The 15651-nt window shown below is 64.8% G+C and carries 13 protein-coding genes; 4 read left to right on the forward strand and 9 right to left on the reverse strand.

Going from position 1 to position 15651, the window contains the following annotated elements; translation table 11 throughout:
* The first annotated feature begins 21 nt into the window (after positions 1-21).
* Both fmt and truA read left to right on the forward strand, forming a co-directional pair.
* Positions 22-957, forward strand: coding sequence for a methionyl-tRNA formyltransferase (fmt, locus tag AC3WVQ_RS00295; RefSeq protein WP_492382561.1), 936 nt, complete (start codon positions 22-24; stop codon positions 955-957).
* A complete protein-coding gene (gene truA, locus AC3WVQ_RS00300) occupies positions 957-1700 on the forward strand; it encodes a tRNA pseudouridine(38-40) synthase TruA (RefSeq protein WP_090295093.1) in 744 nt (247 codons plus the stop codon). Before fmt ends, truA begins: the two co-directional genes overlap by 1 nt.
* Positions 1701-1710: 10 nt before the next feature.
* Here truA and AC3WVQ_RS00305 read toward each other — a convergent pair whose 3' ends face one another.
* The 5 genes from AC3WVQ_RS00305 to AC3WVQ_RS00325 form a co-directional block, all read right to left on the reverse strand.
* The gene (locus AC3WVQ_RS00305; RefSeq protein ID WP_090295091.1) at positions 1711-2310 is read right to left on the reverse strand and encodes a hypothetical protein; all 600 of its coding nucleotides are present in this window, start codon (positions 2308-2310) and stop codon (positions 1711-1713) included.
* A complete protein-coding gene (gene dapE / locus AC3WVQ_RS00310; protein WP_090295090.1) occupies positions 2297-3490 on the reverse strand; it encodes a succinyl-diaminopimelate desuccinylase in 1194 nt (397 codons plus the stop codon). Before dapE ends, AC3WVQ_RS00305 begins: the two co-directional genes overlap by 14 nt.
* Before the next feature lie 222 nt (positions 3491-3712).
* A complete protein-coding gene (locus tag AC3WVQ_RS00315; RefSeq protein ID WP_060519801.1) occupies positions 3713-6898 on the reverse strand; it encodes an efflux RND transporter permease subunit in 3186 nt (1061 codons plus the stop codon).
* Positions 6899-7026: 128 nt separating this feature from the next.
* Positions 7027-8229 (reverse strand): efflux RND transporter periplasmic adaptor subunit, encoded by a 1203-nt coding sequence (locus AC3WVQ_RS00320; RefSeq protein WP_034797366.1) that lies wholly within the window; start codon positions 8227-8229, stop codon positions 7027-7029.
* Between the two features lie 79 nt (positions 8230-8308).
* Positions 8309-9133, reverse strand: coding sequence for an alpha/beta hydrolase fold domain-containing protein (locus tag AC3WVQ_RS00325; protein ID WP_034797364.1), 825 nt, complete (start codon positions 9131-9133; stop codon positions 8309-8311).
* Positions 9134-9273: 140 nt separating this feature from the next.
* On the opposite strand from AC3WVQ_RS00325, the gene AC3WVQ_RS00330 reads away from it, so the two are divergent.
* A complete protein-coding gene (locus AC3WVQ_RS00330; RefSeq protein ID WP_034797362.1) occupies positions 9274-10185 on the forward strand; it encodes a LysR family transcriptional regulator in 912 nt (303 codons plus the stop codon).
* 164 nt (positions 10186-10349) lie between these two features.
* On the opposite strand, the gene AC3WVQ_RS00335 is transcribed toward AC3WVQ_RS00330, so the two are convergent.
* The 3 genes from AC3WVQ_RS00335 to dapD all read right to left on the reverse strand — a co-directional run bounded on the left by AC3WVQ_RS00335 (position 10350) and on the right by dapD (position 13688).
* Entirely contained in the window at positions 10350-12302 is a 1953-nt protein-coding gene (locus AC3WVQ_RS00335) for a DEAD/DEAH box helicase (protein WP_090295088.1), read from the reverse strand.
* A gap of 139 nt (positions 12303-12441) precedes the next feature.
* Positions 12442-12825 (reverse strand): DUF805 domain-containing protein, encoded by a 384-nt coding sequence (locus tag AC3WVQ_RS00340; protein ID WP_034797357.1) that lies wholly within the window; start codon positions 12823-12825, stop codon positions 12442-12444.
* Between the two features lie 5 nt (positions 12826-12830).
* Positions 12831-13688 carry a 2,3,4,5-tetrahydropyridine-2,6-dicarboxylate N-succinyltransferase gene (dapD, locus tag AC3WVQ_RS00345; RefSeq protein ID WP_090295087.1) on the reverse strand — a complete coding sequence of 286 codons (858 nt, stop codon included), beginning with the start codon at positions 13686-13688 and terminating at the stop codon, positions 12831-12833.
* A gap of 365 nt (positions 13689-14053) precedes the next feature.
* Between dapD and AC3WVQ_RS00350 the strand changes: the two genes are divergently transcribed.
* Positions 14054-14953, forward strand: a complete 900-nt coding sequence (locus tag AC3WVQ_RS00350) for an LOG family protein (RefSeq protein ID WP_077962548.1) — start codon at positions 14054-14056, stop codon at positions 14951-14953.
* A 118-nt stretch (positions 14954-15071) separates the two neighbouring features.
* Here the strand turns inward: AC3WVQ_RS00350 and AC3WVQ_RS00355 are convergent, their stop codons facing one another.
* Positions 15072-15593, reverse strand: coding sequence for an EF-hand domain-containing protein (locus AC3WVQ_RS00355; protein WP_162728662.1), 522 nt, complete (start codon positions 15591-15593; stop codon positions 15072-15074).
* Between the last annotated feature and the right edge of the window lie 58 nt (positions 15594-15651).

The raw sequence follows: 15651 nt of genomic DNA on the forward strand, positions 1-15651 counted from the left end.
TGAAAGGACGGAGTTACCGCCTTGTCGCTTCGCATCATCTTCATGGGCACACCGGAATTTTCGGTGCCGACACTGGCGGCACTTGCCGAGGCCGGTCATCAGATCGTCGCCGTCTACACCCAGCCACCGCGGCCGGGTGGCCGCCGCGGGCTCGATCTGCAGAAATCGCCGGTGCACCAGGCGGCCGAGCTTCTGGGCATTCCGGTGCTGACGCCAGTCAACTTCAAGGACGAGGCGGACCGCCAGACCTTCCGTGATTTCGACGCCGACGTCGCCGTCGTCGTCGCCTATGGCCTGCTTCTGCCTGAGGCCATCCTCACCGGCACCAAGCTCGGCTGCTACAACGGCCACGCCTCGCTGCTGCCGCGCTGGCGCGGTGCAGCGCCCATCCAGCGCGCGATCATGGCCGGCGACCACGAGACCGGCATGATGGTGATGAAGATGGAAAAGGGGCTCGATACCGGCCCGGTCGCCCTCACCAAGACGGTTCAGATCGGCGAGACGATGACCGGGGGTGAATTGCACGATCGCCTGATGCAGGTCGGCGCCAGTCTGATGCGGGAAGCGATGGCGAAGCTCGAGGCCGGCGATCTGCCGCTGACGGTCCAGGCCGAGGACGGCGTCGTCTACGCCCAGAAGATCAGCAAAACGGAAACCCGCATCGATTTCACCCGTCCCGCCCGCGAGGTGCACGACCATATCCGTGGCCTGTCGCCATTCCCGGGCGCCTGGTTCGAACTTGAGATCGCTGGCAAGCCGGAACGCATCAAGGTTCTGAACTCGGAGCCTGCTTCCGGCGAGGCCGAGGCCGGCATGGTGCTCGACGACAACCTGGCGATTGCCTGCGCCGAGGGCGCCGTTCGGCTCACCCGCCTGCAGCGCGCCGGCGGCAAGGCGTTGGGTGTGGCCGATTTCCTGCGCGGAACGCCGGTTGCGCCCGGCACGAGGGTCGGCTGATGCCGCGGTTCAAGCTGACCGTCGAATATGACGGCTCGGACTATGTCGGCTGGCAGCGGCAGGACAACGGAGAGTCCGTCCAAGGGGCGATCGAAAAGGCGATCCTGTCGCTGACCGGAGAGACCGTGTCGATCCGCGGCGCCGGCCGCACCGATTCCGGTGTGCACGCCAGTGGCCAGGTCATGCATGCGGATCTCACGCGTCCGTGGAAGCCCTACACGCTGCGCAACGCGCTAAATGCCCATCTGGGGCTTGCGGGCGAGCGGGTGGCGATCCTCGGGGCCGAGGAAGTGTCCGAGGAATTCGACGCGCGCTTCTCGGCGCTGCGCCGCCACTATCTCTACCGCATTATCTCGCGGCCCGCGCCGCTGGCGCTTGAAGCCCGGCGCGCCTGGTGGGTGCCGAAGCCGCTCGACCATGAAGCCATGCATGCAGGCGCCCAGCGCCTCGTCGGCCATCATGACTTCACCACCTTCCGCTCCGCCCATTGCCAGGCGGCGAGCCCGGTGCGCACGCTCGATCGGCTGGACGTCGCGCTTGTCGCCGGCGTTATAGAGATCCGCGCAACGGCGCAGAGCTTCCTGCACAACCAGATCCGCTCCTTCGCCGGCTCGCTGAAGCTGGCGGGCGAAGGCAAGTGGACGCCGGATGATCTGCAGGCAGCGCTTGAGGCCCGCAACCGCAAGGCCTGCGGCCCCGTGGCGCCGCCCGATGGGCTTTATTTCCTTCAGGTGGACTACTGATCCCGAAGTCCTAGCTTGTCGGGATCAGACCGAAGAAGCGCTGCAAGAGATCGCCGATCATCATCGACGGCAACAGGAACAGCGCCGTCAGCGCCGAGGCAAGCAGCGTCTGGTTGCCGGTCACCATGCGCAAGAGCCGGAAGAGCACCGCAACGCTGATGACGAGCAGCGTCAACCAGATGAAGCTCGTCAGCCCCTGGCTCCCGGGAATGACGACACGGATCGCCGCCGGCACTGCCATGGCGTAGGAGAGCGGAACCGAGAGCCAGTTTGTGGTAACGACGATCGGTACCACCGCTCCGGCAAATCCGAGTGGGCGCGAGAGAACGGCGATCAGCACCAGCGGCAAGAGCCAGCTGACGAGATCGACGACGAGCAGCTTGAAGATGAAGCCGATGCCGATCGTGGTGCCATCAGGCATGACCGAGAGGTAGTAGAGCCGCCAGGACGCCCAGGTGACGGCGATCGCCGGCAGGCACCAGAGCATGGACGTGAACGAGCGCCAGAGGCCACTCTCGCTGAAATCGAGCCAGCGGAAGCCTTCTTCGTTACCCTGCGCCAGGAGCCAGAGCCCCCGGATATAGGCAAGCACCTCATCAAGCAGCGGCATGGCCGAACCAGCGGGCGATGAAGGTTTCATAGATATTGGTCAGGGTCTCGAGGTCGGCGACGGCGACCCGTTCGTCGACCATGTGCATCGTCTGGCCGACGAGGCCGAACTCGACCACCGGGCAATAGTCCTTGATGAAGCGCGCATCCGAGGTTCCGCCGGTCGTCGACAGCTTCGGCTGGCGCCCCGTGACGGCTTCGACCGCGCCGGAGAGCGAATCGATCAGCGCGTTGTTGCGTGTGAGAAACACGTGGCTCGGGCGCTCGGCCCAGACGATTTCGTAGCGAACGGGGGCGCGGTCCGGACGCAGGCTACCGCTTGCCGCGGCACGGTCGAGCCGGGCGATGATCTCGGCCATCAGGCTATCCGCCGTCCATGTGTCGTTGAAGCGGATGTTGAAGGCGGCCGTCGCCTTGGCCGGAATGACGTTGACGGCACTGTTGCCGACATCGATCGTCGTCACTTCGAGATTGGACGGCTGGAAGCTCTCGGTGCCGTTGTCGAAGGGCGGGTCCATCAGCGCCTGCGTCAGTTGCAGGATGCCGCGCACAGGGCTGTCGGCAAGGTGCGGATAGGCCGCGTGCCCCTGCACGCCATGAACGGTGATGCGGCCGGACAGCGAGCCGCGCCGGCCGATCTTGATCATGTCGCCAAGGCTCTCCGGGTTGGTCGGTTCGCCGACCAGGCACGCATCCCAGCGCTCGCCCTTGTCGGCCGCCCATTGCAAGAGCTTGGTGGTGCCGTTGATCGCCGGTCCCTCTTCGTCGCCGGTGATGAGGAAGGAGACCGAGCCCTTCGGGGCGCCATGCTTTTCGACATGGCGGGCGATTGCCGCGACGAAGCAGGAGATGCCGCCCTTCATGTCGACGGCGCCGCGGCCATACATCTCGCCGCCGGAAATGTCGGCCGAAAACGGACCGTGGCTCCAGGCGGCCTCGTCGCCGACGGGAACGACGTCCGTATGCCCGGCAAACATCAGATGCGGGCCTTCGGTTCCAAGCCGCGCATAAAGATTCTCGATGTCGGGCGTGCCAGCCTCCTTGGCCATCACGCGGTCGACCGCGAAGCCGAGCGGCTTCAGCATGGCTTCAAGGGCTGCAAGCGCGCCGCCTTCGGCCGGGGTGACTGAGGGGCAACGAATGAGGGTGGCGAGATTGGCGATCGGATCGGTGGAGGTCATCTAACGTTATGCCGTCTGCATGGCCACGAAGGGCCTTGGGAATGGAGGCTGCTGGTTTATCCGATCGCCAGCGAACTGTCACGCAGGATGGGGCACGCGAGACGGGAACTGTGACGTCGAACGCAGAACGGCGCCGCGCCTGGGCGGAGGCGCAGCGCCGCAGCTTCAACGGGCCGGAAGGATCCGGCCCGCCTGAAGATCGCGAAGGGAATGGAGAAGGGCTTATTCTCCGGGTGCGAGATGCGGCGCCTCGATATGGGCTCCCGCGTGCTTCAGAGGCCGCTCGCCAGCGAGCTTGCGGATCAGCACGTAGAACACCGGCGTCATGAAGATGCCGAAGGCGGTGACGCCGATCATGCCGGCAAAGACCGCGATACCCATGGCCGAGCGCATTTCCGCACCGGCGCCGGTCGACATGACAAGCGGCACCACGCCCATGATGAAGGCCATCGAGGTCATCAGGATCGGGCGCAGACGCAGCCGGCTCGCTTCGATCGCCGCCTTGACCGGCGTGCTGCCCGACAGTTCCAGTTCGCGGGCGAACTCGACGATGAGGATGGCATTCTTCGCCGATAGCCCGACCAAGACGATCAGACCGATCTGGGTGAAGACGTTGTTGTCGCCTCCGGTCAGCCAGACACCGACGAGTGCCGCCATGATGCCCATCGGCACGATCAGGATGATGGCGATCGGCAGCGTCAGGCTCTCATACTGGGCCGCAAGCACGAGGTAGACGAGCAACAGCGCCAGCGGGAAGACCAGGATGCCGGAGTTGCCAGCCAGGATCTGCTGGTAGGTCAGGTCCGTCCATTCGTAGCCGATGCCCGGAGGCAGGGTTTCAGCGGCGATGCGTTCGATGGCTTCCTGCGCCTGGCCGGACGAGAAACCCGGTGCCGGGCCGCCGTTGATGTCGGCCGACAGGAAGCCGTTGTAGCGGATCGCCCGTTCGGCGCCGACCGTCTGCTCGACCTTGAGAAGCGCCGACAGCGGGATCATCTCGCCGGATTGCGAACGCACCTTCAGCTTGCCGATGTCGTCGGCATGGCTGCGGTAGTTCGCATCCGCCTGGACGCGCACGCTGTATGTGCGGCCGAAGGCGTTGAAGTCGTTGACGTAGAGCGAGCCGAGGTAGATCTGCAGCGTCTCGAAGACGTCGGTGACGGCCACGCCGAGCTGGCGTGCCTTCACGCGGTCAAGGTCGGCATAGAGCTGCGGCACGTTGATCTGGTAGCTCGAATAGAGACCGGCCAGCTCCGGTGCCTGGTAGGCCTTGGCGAGGAAGGCCTTGGTCGCCTCGTCGAGCGCCTGGTAACCGAGGCCGTTCTTGTCCTCGAGCTGCAGCTTGAAGCCGCCGGTCGTTCCGAGACCCTGGACGGGCGGCGGCGGGAACATGGCGATGAAAGCATCCTGGATGACGCCGAATTCCTGGTTGAGCTGCATGGCGATCGCGCCGCCGGACAGTTCAGGCGTCTTGCGTTCCTCGAAGGGCTTGAGCGCGACGAAGACGATGCCGGAGTTCGACGAGTTGGTGAAGCCGTTGATCGACAGGCCCGGGAAGGCGATGGCGTTTTCGACGCCCGGGTGCTTGAGCGCAATTTCGCTCATCCGCTTGATCACGTCTTCCGAGCGGTCGAGCGTGGCTGCGTCCGGAAGCTGGGCAAAGCCGATCAGGTACTGCTTGTCCTGCGCCGGTACGAAGCCGCCGGGGACCGCGCGAAACAGCGTGAAGGTGACGCCGAGAAGCACGACATAGACCACCATGATCAGCGACTTGCGTGTCAGGATGCGACCCACACCGCGGCCATAGGCTTCCGAGCTTGCCCCGAAGAAGCGGTTGAAGCCGCGGAAGAACCAGCCGAAAAGCCTGTCCATCACCCGCGTCAGCCAGTCCTTCGGCGCGTGGTGGTCCTTCAAGAGAAGGGCAGCCAGCGCCGGGGAGAGCGTCAGCGAGTTGAGCGCCGAGATCACGGTCGAGATGGCGATCGTCAGCGCGAACTGGCGATAGAACTGGCCGGTGAGGCCGGTGATGAAGGCGAGCGGCACGAACACCGCGACGAGCACCAGCGCGATCGCGATGATCGGACCCGAGACTTCCTGCATGGCGCGGTAGGTCGCCTGGACCGGCGACAGTCCCTGCTCGATGTTGCGTTCGACGTTTTCCACCACGACGATCGCGTCGTCGACGACGATGCCGATCGCAAGCACGAGGCCGAAGAGGCTGAGCGCGTTGATCGAGAAGCCGAAGACATACATGACGGCGAAGGTGCCGACGATCGAGACCGGAACGGCGACGAGCGGGATGATCGAGGCGCGCCAGGTCTGCAGGAAGATGATGACGACGAGCACGACCAGCGCGATCGCCTCGAGCAGCGTGTCGACCACGGATTCGATCGAGGCGCGCACGAACTGTGTCGTGTCGTAGACGATGCCGTAGTCGACGCCTTCAGGCATGGTGAGCTTCATCTCGGCCATGGCCTTGCGGACGTCGTCCGAAATCTGGATCGCGTTCGATCCAGGTGCCTGGAAGACCGCCATGCCGACGGCCGGCTTGTTGTCTAGCAACGAGCGCAACGAGTACTCGGACGCGCCCATTTCGACGCGGGCGACATCGCCCAACCGAGTCACTTCGCCCTGGGCGCCGGATTTGACGACGATGTTCTCGAAATCCTCAGGCGTCTGCAGACGGCCCTGCGCGTTGACGGAAAGCTGCAGGTCGAGACCCGGGACGGAAGGCGAGGCGCCGATGACGCCGGCCGCCGCCTGGACGTTCTGGCCGCGCACCGCGTTGGCGATGTCGCCTGCGGCAAGGCCGCGCTCGGCTGCCTTCTGCGGGTCGATCCAGATGCGCATCGAATAGTCGCCGCCGCCGAAGATCTGCACCTGGCCGACACCTTCGATGCGGGCCAGCCGGTCCTTGACGTTGAGCACACCGTAGTTGCGCAGATAGTTGATGTCGTACTGGCCGTTGGGCGAAAGCAGGTGCACGACCATGGTAAGGTCGGGCGAGCTCTTGACGGTGGTGACGCCGAGGCGGCGCACCTCCTCGGGCAGCCGCGGCTCGGCCTGCGAGACGCGGTTTTGGACGAGCTGTTGCGCCTGGTCCGGATCGGTGCCGAGCGCGAAGGTGACGGTCAGCGTCATGAGGCCATCGGCGGTCGCCTGGCTCTGCATGTAGAGCATGTCTTCGACGCCGTTGATCTGTTCTTCAAGCGGTGTCGCCACCGTTTCGGCGATGACGGCCGGGTTTGCGCCCGGATATTGCGCGCGCACGACGATCTGCGGCGGGACGACTTCGGGATATTCGGAGATCGGCAGACCGGTCATGCCGATCAGGCCGGCCACGAAGATCAGGACCGATAATACGCCCGCGAAGACCGGGCGGTCGACGAAGAAGCGTGAGAAGTTCATGGTATCCCCCTTGGGATGCGTTCGGGCAGACCTCCGGCGGGCGCGGCGAAAAAACGCGCCGCGCGGCCATGTCTGCAGAGTGATGCCTTGGCTGGAGCCTCTTCACACCGGGCGAAGAGGCGCCGGGATTACTTGGCGATAGAGGCGGTCGTTTCCTCGACCTGCTGCGGCGCCACGACGACGCCGGGGCGAACCCGCTGCAGGCCGTTGACGACGATGTTCTCGCCGGACTTCAGGCCGCTTTCGACGATGCGCAGACCGTCGGAATTCGGCCCCAGCTTCACCTGGCGATACTCGACCTTGTTGTCGGTGCCGACGACGAAGACGAATTTCTTGTCCTGGTCGGAGCCGATGGCGCGGTCGCTGATCACAAGCTTTTCCTCGGGGTCCGGCTCGCCGATGCGGATGCGGACGAACTGTCCGGGGATCAGCCTGCCGTCGGCGTTTTCAAGCGCCGCGCGTACCCGGATCGTGCCGGTTGCCGCATCCACCTCGTTGTTGATGAGCTGGATATGGCCCAAGATCGGCGTGCCCTCGTCGGCGGCGGTGCCGACCTGGACCGGCAGGCGCTCGATCGCGTTGCCGCCGGCCGATGCTGCGAGCCGGGCGAGAGCGGTGGTGACCACTTCTTCGCTGGCGTTGAAGCTCGCATAGATTGGATCGACCGAGACGAGCGTTGTCAGCACAGGCGAGGCGGAACCGGCAGCAACGAGGTTGCCGGCGGTGACGTCGAGCCGGCCGACGCGGCCGGAGATCGGCGCACGGACCTCTGTGTATTGCAGATCGAGTTCGGCCGTGCGCAGCGCCGCCTTGGCCGAACGCACCTCCGCCTGAGCTTCGTCATAGGCGCTGGCGCGCTGGTCGACGCTGCTCTGCGGCACGGCGCTGGTGGTCACCAGCTTGCGGCCGCGCTCGAGCTCGATCTTGGCGAGCGAAACACGCGCTTCGGCAGCCTCGACCTGGGCCTTTGCCCGCTCGACGGCTGCGGCATAGGGCTCGGGATCGATCGTCACCAGGAGGTCGCCCTGCTTGACCAGCGCACCTTCGCGAAAGTGGGCTTTCAGGATGGCGCCGCCGACGCGCGGGCGCACCTCGACACGCTCGATCGCTTCAAGGCGTCCGGAGAATTCCTCCCAGGTGGTGATGCGCTTGGACTGCGCCCGCGCCACCGAGACCGGCACGGCCGGCGGAGGAGCGGCGGACGCATCGGTCGCGGCATCGGCCTCGAAATGCTGCGGCAGGCCGAACATGACGGCGGCGCCGCCGCCGACAGACAAAAGGATACTCAGGCCGGCGCCCCAGAGGGCCCGGCGGGTCACTGTCGATGTCATCTTTTCTCTCCTTGCCGGTTGGGAGCCGGCGCTTTGCGTTCGATGCCAGATCGGGGAATGAGCCTCTGAGCGGCCCCGCCTAACGCACCGTCATTTCCGCCGGCTTTGCCCCCGCCTTCTGGAAGAAGCGGGCGAAGATGCCGGTAATTTCCTTCTGCTGTGCCGACCAGCTTTCGCCGGTGCCTGCGTTCTGCGGCAACCATCCGGCGCGTCCGGGCAGCACGTGGGATTCCACCGCCACGCCCGCCTTGCGCAGGCGCTCGGCATAGGCTTCAGCCTCGTCGCGCATCGGGCACTCTTCGCTGGTCACGATCAGCGAAGGCACGAGGCCGGCGAGCCGCGTACAGTGGGCCGGCGCGGCGTAAGGGTGGGTGAAGCCACCGTTCTGGCCGAGATAGCGCTGCCAGCCGTCGGCGATCGATTGCGCCGAGGACTGGGGACAGTATTGACGGAACGATGCCGTTGCCAGGCACGGATCCAGCATCGGCGACAGCAGGATCTGGCCCTTGAGATCGGTCAGATACTGGTCTCGCGCCATCAGCGCGGCCCCGGCGGCGACATTGCCGCCAGCCTCTTCGCCGGCCACGAACAGCGACGACTTCTTGTGTGCGAACTGCGGGCAGCGCGCGCGCATCGACGACAGCATGGCATAGGCGACATCGAGGGCCGCGGGAAAGGGGTTGAGGCAGGCCGCGGAATATTCCGGAGATATCACCACCGCTCCGGCTGCCGCGAGTGCCTCGGCAACGCGCTCGCCGGCAGCGATCGTTCCGCCGACGAAGGAGCCACCATGCAGGTGCAGTACGATCGGCGGCGGATTGAGCAGGGTCTCGCCGCGGTAGACGCGTGCGGTGCACGAGCCTTGGCCCGTCTGCATCGTCTCCACTTTGAACTGTTCGCCCATCTCTCTTGCCTTCGGCCCGAGCCAAACCCACATGTGGCGACAACACGCCACGATAGGAGAATAGCATTGTCTTCTGTCTGGAATAGTCTTTTCAATCTGATTACACTATTCGTATTCTCGAACAATTACGGCTCTTGAAAATGGACCAGCTCACGGCCATGCGCGCCTTTCTCCGGGTCGTCGAAACCGGAAATTTCACCCGCGCTTCCGCTTCGCTGAATATGCCCAAGGCGACATTGACCAATCTCATCCAGGGATTGGAGGCGCATCTGCGCACAAAACTTCTGAACCGCACCACCCGCCGGGTGCTGGTAACGCCCGATGGCGCGCTCTATTACGAACGCGCTGCACGCCTTTTGACCGACCTCGACGAACTCGACGGCAGTCTTTCGAGCGCCCAGACCTTGCCGAAGGGACGGCTCAGGGTGGAGATGGCAAGCGCGATTGCCAACCTGATCGTGATCCCCGCGCTACCGGAGTTTCACAAGCGTTATCCCGACATCCAGATAGACCTCGGGGTCTCGGACAGGACGGTGGACTACGTGGCCGAGAATGTCGATTGCGCCATTCGCGTCGGTGCGCTCACCGACCAGTCCCTGATCGCACGCCGCATCACCGAGATGAGCTTCGTCGCCTGCGCAGCGCCCGATTACCTCTCGCGCCACGCGATCCCGCAGCATCCCTCGGATCTCTCGAAGAACTGCTACGTCGTCGGCTACTTCCGGCCGCAGACCGGGCAGCAGTTGCCGTTCTACTTCAAGCGCGGCAACGAGGAGATTGAGGTGAACGGCCGCTATGCCGTGGCGGCGAATGAAGCCACCACCTATCTCGCGGCGGCGCGAGCCGGCCTCGGCGTCATTCAGGCGCCGCGTTTCATGGTGCGCGAGGACCTCGAGACCGGCGCCATGCGGCCGGTGCTGGAGGATTGGGAAGTCGAGCCCATGCCGATCTATCTCGTCTATCCGCCGAACCGGCACCTGAGCAGCCGGCTGCGCGTCTTTGCCGACTGGGTGGTCAAGATTGTCGCCCAGTCGCAGCTCGACGCTGCCTGACCGTCACGCGCGCTGGCTCGGTGCCATGCATGATCCGCGTTGCGCTGAGCGTCCGGGCGGAGTGCCGGGACCGCTCGCTCCCCGGTCGTCGGAGTAACAAAAAAAGGCGCCGCGATCGGATCGCAGCGCCTTGTTGATTGGCTTTTGGGTTGCCGTCGCCGGGCTCAGCCCTGGCGGTTCTTGGCGTTGCCCTTCGGCTTGGTTTTGGGCTTGAAGCCGCCGTCCTTGCCAGCGTCCGGCTTGCCCTTCTTCTTGTTGCCCCAGGGCTTTTCGGCGCCCTTCGCCGGCGGCCTGTCCTCGGTATGGGCGGGCCCATCGCTATAGGCGGCCTTCTTTTCGAACTTGCGCTTCGGCTTGAAGTCGCCGCGGTCGTCATTGCGAGGGGCGTCGTCGGAATAGGGGCGCTTCTTGGCAAAGCCCGGCTTATCCTTGGAGTAGTTCGGCTTGTCCCTCGAGAAACTCGGTTTTTCCTGGCGCTGCTGCGACAGATCCGGCGCACCGGCGAGCGGCTTCACGCGGATGCCCTTCTCCAGCATCTTGTCTTTGCCGATCGCCGACAGGAAGCGTTCGGCGCCTTCGGCGGTCATCTCGACGAAGGTCTCTTCCTGCTGCATGCGGATCGCGCCGATGTCGCGCTTGGTCAGCTTGCCGTGACGGCAGAGCATCGGGATAAGCCAACGCGGCTCCGCACTCTGCTTGCGGCCGACGGACAGCGAGAACCAGCTGCCGTCGCTGAAATCGGCCCGCTCGGCGCCGAAGTCCTCGCGCGGTGCGCGTTCGTCGCGGCGCGGCTTGGCGCCGACAGCGACTTCGATCAGGTCTTCCGGAGCGGACCGTCCGGAACGGAACTGGCGTACGAAGGCGGCGGCCATCTGCTCGGCACCGTGGCGCTCGATAAGTGCTGCCACGATCGCCTGTTCGTCCTCGCGGATCGGCTCGGCAAAGCTCGTATCGGCAAGCAGGCGCTCGTCGTCACGTTGGCTGACCTCGTCGGCCGACGGCGGGCGTGCCCAGGTCGCGGTAATCCGGCCGCCGTCGAGCAGGCGCTCAGCCTTGCGGCGCTGGTTGACCGGCACGATAAGGGCGCTGACGCCCTTCTGACCGGCGCGTCCGGTGCGGCCGCTGCGGTGAAGCAGCGTCTCGGAGTTGGTTGGCAGATCGGCGTGAATGACCAGTTCCAGGCCCGGTAGGTCGATGCCGCGGGCGGCAACGTCGGTCGCAATGCAGACGCGGGCGCGGCCGTCGCGCATGGCCTGAAGGGCGTGGGTGCGTTCGTTCTGGCTGAGCTCGCCCGAAAGCGCCACCACCGAGAAGCCGCGGTTGTTGAAGCGGGCGGTCAGATGGTTGACCGCGGCGCGGGTCGAGCAGAACACGATGGCGTTGCGCGCTTCGTAAAAGCGCAGCACGTTGATGATCGCGTTTTCGCGATCGTTCGGCGCAACGGTGAGCGCGCGGTATTCGATATCGACATGCTGCTTCTGTTCGGAAGCGGTGCTGATGCGTACGGCGTCGCGCTGGTAGTTCTTGGCAAGCGTTGCGATCGACTTCGGCACGGTCGCCGAGAACATCAGGGTGCGGCGATCGTCCGGGGACTCTTCGAGAATGAATTCGAGGTCTTCGCGGAAGCCGAGGTCGAGCATTTCGTCGGCTTCGTCGAGAACGATGGCGCGCAGCGAAGAAATGTCGAGCGAGTTGCGGCGAATATGGTCACAAAGGCGACCGGGCGTGCCGACGACGATGTGGGCGCCGCGTTCCAGCGTGCGCTTCTCGGTGCGCATGTCCATGCCGCCGACACACGAGGCGATTGTCGCGCCGGTCTCACCGTAGAGCCACTCAAGCTCGCGCTTGACCTGAAGCGCCAGTTCGCGCGTCGGTGCGATGGCGAGCGCCAGGGGGGCACCGGCAGGCCCGAAGCGGCGTTCGTCGCCAAGCAGCGTCGGCGCCAGCGCCAAGCCGAAGGCGACCGTCTTGCCGGAACCGGTCTGCGCCGAAACCAGGGCGTCGCGCCCGGCGAGTTCCGGATCGCGCATCGCCTGTTGAACCGGCGTCAATTCGTTGTAACCGCGTTTTGCCAACGCCTCGGCGATCGCAGGCGCGATCCCTTCGAATTCAGTCATATCTTGTCTTTCGGATATCGGTCGTAGAGCCCAGGACGAACGGATCGTCTCGGCGCCAATTGCCGCGGCCAACACGTCGCGGGCCTGTCATGGCGCGCTACATACGCGCTCACGCGGTTCTTGTACAGGGGCGAAGGGTTCAAGGGCCGGGTTCGTCGCTGCGCGCGCCGAACTCGTTGGGCCCCTGATCGCCCGGCCAGAGGCAAAGGGCGATGAAGACGACCGGGCTCAAGACCGGGATAAACAGAGTGAGGGAAAGCGGGCCGGGATAGCCGATATCGTGCAGGCGCTTGATCGCCAGCATGGCGATGGAGGGCAGCGAGACGAGGCTCGAGACGACGAATGCCAGCGTCCAGAGCGCCAGCACCGTCTCATTGCCCTCGTTGGCAACCATCCGGGCGACCATGAAGCCGCCGATCAGGAACCAGAACAGCCAGGAAAGAAAGAAGGGCAGGCGGCCGATGCGACCGGAGGGGCTGAAGAACAGCCAGGTCATGCTCGGCTGCGGCCCCTCCGGTGTCATCGCGATCAGTCCCGAAGCAGTTCGTTGATGCCGGTCTTCGAGCGGGTCTTCTCGTCGACGCGCTTGACGATGACGGCGCAATAGAGGTTCGGCGCCGGCTGGCCGTTGCCCATGGTCGAGCCCGAGGGCATCGAACCTGCGACGACGACCGAGTAGGGCGGCACTTCGCCATAGGTCACGTCGCCGGTGGCGCGGTCGACGATCTTGGTCGACTTGCCGATGAAGACGCCCATGCCGAGGACCGAGCCTTCGCGCACGATGCAGCCTTCGACGACTTCCGAGCGGGCGCCGATGAAGCAGTTGTCTTCAATGATCGTCGGGCCGGCCTGCATCGGCTCCAGCACGCCGCCGATGCCGACGCCGCCCGAAAGGTGCACATTCTTGCCGATCTGGGCGCAGGAGCCGACGGTCGCCCAGGTATCGACCATCGTGCCTTCGCCGACATAGGCGCCGAGATTGACGAAGGAGGGCATCAGGATGGCGTTGGGGGCGATGTAGGCCGAGCGGCGCACGACGCAGTTCGGAACGGCGCGGAAGCCGGCCTTCTCGAACTCGTTGACGCTCCAGCCGTCGAACTTCGAGGGCACCTTGTCCCACCAGACCGATTGGCCCGGGCCGCCCTTGACGATTTCCATCGGGTTGAGGCGGAAGGAGAGCAGCACGGCCTTCTTCAGCCACTGATTGACCGTCCAGTTGCCGTCTTCGCCGCACTGGGCAACGCGGACCTTGCCGCTGTCGAGCAGGTTCAGCGCCGTCTCGACGGCATCGCGCACCGCGCCGCGCGTTCCGGTGTTGACGGAGTCGCGGTCTTCAAAGGCGGCTTCGATCGTCTGCGACAGGGAGGCGAGGTCGTGGTTCGTCATCGGAATTCCTTAAAGTTCGGCGGTTATCCTGCGAAAGCTCTACTGCATAAATCCGAAAATCGGAATCGATTTAAGGACAAAATTATGCAGCAGATCTAGCTGCTGCAGCGACCTTGACACGTCCTGAGCGGCGGTGGCTGCACGACGTGATCCTGAAAAGTTGAAGGGCTTTTCAGGTCCCTGGAGTGGCCGGGGCTTGGCAAACTGAGGCGAACACGGCACTACAGCGCCGCGTACCCGTTCGGGATACGCAAAGGCCGCCGCAGCGCGCTGATGCGCTTGCGACCTTCATGACCGAGGATTGAGGATAGGACGCGTCTGGACGAGATGCCGATTGTCCGGAACGCGACGGGAAAGACGAGAATATGGCACGCATGAAGAAGCGCGCTCTGCGCCGCAAAGATGGGGTCTGGGATCCGCTGGCCGACAGCTCGCAGAGCCGGCAACGCGCACAGACCGTTCCGGTCACGCCGCAATCGGCTTCGCCTTCCTATCGCCTCGCCTATATCGACGACGATTTTCTCTGCCGCGAGGAACTGCGCCCGATCCGGCTGCAGCTCGAACTCCTGAAGACCGAAATGATGCTGGAAGAGCGCGGCATCAACTCCACCGTCGTCATGTTCGGCGGCGCTCGCATTCCTGAGCCCGGCGGCGACGCCTGGGCGGCGAAGAACGAGACGCAGCGCAAGAACCTCGAAGCCGCCTCGGTCTATTACGAGGAAGCACGCAAGTTCGCGCGGCTCTGCTCCGAGCATTCGGCCAAGCTGCACTACAAGGAATATGTCGTCGTCACCGGCGGCGGGCCGGGCGTGATGGAGGCGGGCAATCGCGGCGCCGATGATGTCGGCGCGCCGTCGATCGGCCTCAACATCGTGCTGCCGCACGAGCAGGCGCCCAATCGCTACGTGACGCCCGAACTGTCGTTCAACTTCCACTATTTCGCCATCCGCAAGATGCACTTCCTGTTGCGCGCCAAGGCCGTCACCGTTTTCCCGGGCGGCTTCGGCACGCTGGACGAGCTTTTCGAGACGATGACGCTGATGCAGACCGGGCGTCTTGCGCTGGTTCCGCTCATTCTCTTCGGGGAAAAATTCTGGCGCTCGATCGTCAATTTCGAGGCGCTTGCCGAGTTCGGCACGATCGCGCCCAACGATGTCGACCTAGTCCACTTCGTCGAAACGGCCGAGGAAGCCTGGGAGATCATCTCCCGCTTCTACGAAACGGTCGATCCGAAGTCGGTGCCGATGGCGAACGGCCGCCGCTGAAACGATCTCGCGCGGAACGCCTCCGACAATGCGCATAGCCCCTCGCTGGGGGGAGCAAGGGGCTATGGGCTAGCCGGGAGCCTCTCCACCGGGCGGTGGGGAGAGAGAAGAGCTCCCGTCAGATCTTCTTGGTAAAGTCGGCCGCGTCGATGACGCCGTCGCCATTCTTGTCACGCCGCTTGAACATGGCTTCCGCGGCGCCTGAAACCTCGCTGGCACTCAAGGAGCCGTTGCCGTCGGTATCGACGCGCTTGAAGGCCTTGGGCCGCAGGCCAGGCAGCATGGCCGGGCGGGCTTCCTTCAGCTTGGCAAGGGCGGTCTCGCGCTCCGTGCCGGTCTTTGCCTTGGCGTCCTTCCAGGCCTTGCGCGCCTCACGGAAGGCCTCGCGCTTGACCTTCATTTCTTCGGCGCTGATCTGCCCGTCGCCATTGGTATCGAAGGTTTTGAAATTGTCGGAGATCCGCGCCTGGAACTCGGTGAGCGAAACCTTCTGGTCCTTGTTGGTGTCGAGGCGCTCTATCATGCGCTGGCCGCGCTGCTCGGGCGTCATCTTTTCGCGGGCAGCAAAGGAGGGGGAGGCCATTCCGGTGACGGCGACGGAGAGTGCAGCCACGCCGAGGATCAGGGTCTTGTTCGGCATCATGCGTCCTTTCGATCGGTTGTTTCTGATCGCAAGGATAGACGCGGGTGCAGCCGAC

The organism is Ensifer sp. EB106-05-01-XG146, assembly GCF_058791875.1.